General features: G+C 43.4%; 1 protein-coding gene. It reads left to right on the forward strand.

All coding sequences use genetic code 11. From position 1 onward, the window contains the following. Nucleotides 1–1,571, forward strand: a 1,571-nt coding sequence (locus A3756_RS28205; protein WP_197481481.1) for a hypothetical protein, incomplete at both ends; no start/stop codon positions are given.

A 1,571-nucleotide genomic window follows, 5' to 3' on the forward strand; every position in this document is an offset into this window, starting at 1 on the left:
TGATAACCCGGATAATGCAGGGGAATATATTTTAAATTATGGTTACCTTGGTTATAGCTTTGCGCTGAGGAAGTTAGAGTTTTTTGACCAGGACAGGAATTCTGTATGGTCGCAAACCAGAGAGCTTGCTTCCTACCCATCAATTGACGCGAATGGGTTTACGTCTCCATTTTATCTCTTTGATGTACGTACCTTGGATAATTATCAATACCTGGTCCAAATGAATCAGGATATTTTTGTTGTCGATGCAAGCACAGAGTTTTTTGCAAAGACTCAGAGTGATGTCGGCACAATATTGACCGATCGGATAATAAATATCGGCAGCTATGCTCCTTATATCGCGGGGGGTGTCGAGCCAGGGATTTATGAAGTAGAAGCGTATCATGATGATGATGACTTAGTGATCATTGATGAAGGGAAGATTTTTACCTACCCATTTTTACAAAACCAATTTACGCCTGATAGCGTCAGTCATGACTACCTTGTTGAGACAAATGACGGATTTATCTATCAGGAACAAGCACACAGACGCAAGAAAACGTTTTCACAATTCGACTATCAGCGCTGTGACGAAGAGGATGATGCTTGTAATGCCGCTCATGATGTCACGGCTTCTTCCTGGCAGTTTATAACGGATTGTGATGCCGATCTCGGCTGTCAGTTGGAGCAGGATGTTGCAGACTTGTGTGAGACTCAAGAAGAACATGATGTGAGCCAGTCTGGCAGAAATATTTGTTCTGCCGAGTTTTTTGAGCACTTGGGGGAGTTGAATAATACAGAGAACGATGCCCAGTTCGTTGGTTATATGCAGTACTTGGCAGATTCCTTGAATAAGTATGAAGTGAGTATTTTTGAAGACAGCTTGTTGTTATCTGCATCAATGCTCGAAAAAGATCTGATTGTTCGTTATTTTTATAAGCAGTCTTTGTCAGCGCCAAAATCAGTACGTGAGCATGTTATGTTTGGTGCTGAATCAGATCTATATGCTCTGGAGCACTTTGTTGAAAATAACAACGTATATATCAGTGCTTTGATTCCAGGAGCGGTGAGAAGTAATGAGTGTTATAAAAACTACCTTCGTGTTGAGTGTGACCTGGGTTCCCAAGAAGGTGGTGGGAGTGACCGATGTACGGGGGCTGATCTGGCAGAGGGTACGTGTTTCTCTTCTTTTACCGAATTTGAATCTACAGCACTGTTTTGCACTCCTAATCAGGTATTAACTAGAGTATGTGCTGATGCTAGTCTTGACTCAGGCTCAATTCGTACTGAGGCAAGCGATGAAGATGGTAAATGGGTGCGCATGCTTGACCTGAGTGGTGACGAGGCTGATAGGCAGACAGTATATCTATTGACGTCCTCGCATCAGGAAGCGCTTGATGAACAGGTTCTTGATGAAGGACGCTTGCTGACACCTACCTTGTATGAAATTGACGATAACGATGGCTCTCTTGGCTCAGAGCTTGGCGTATTGAATGATGTTGTTGAGACGGTTATTGGCGGAGTGCTTTATCAGAAAGCGAGTGGCGCTGAACCGTTGTTTGAGGGCTTGCTGGATGTCCTTTCTTATGACG

The organism is Oleiphilus sp. HI0086 (assembly GCF_001635225.1).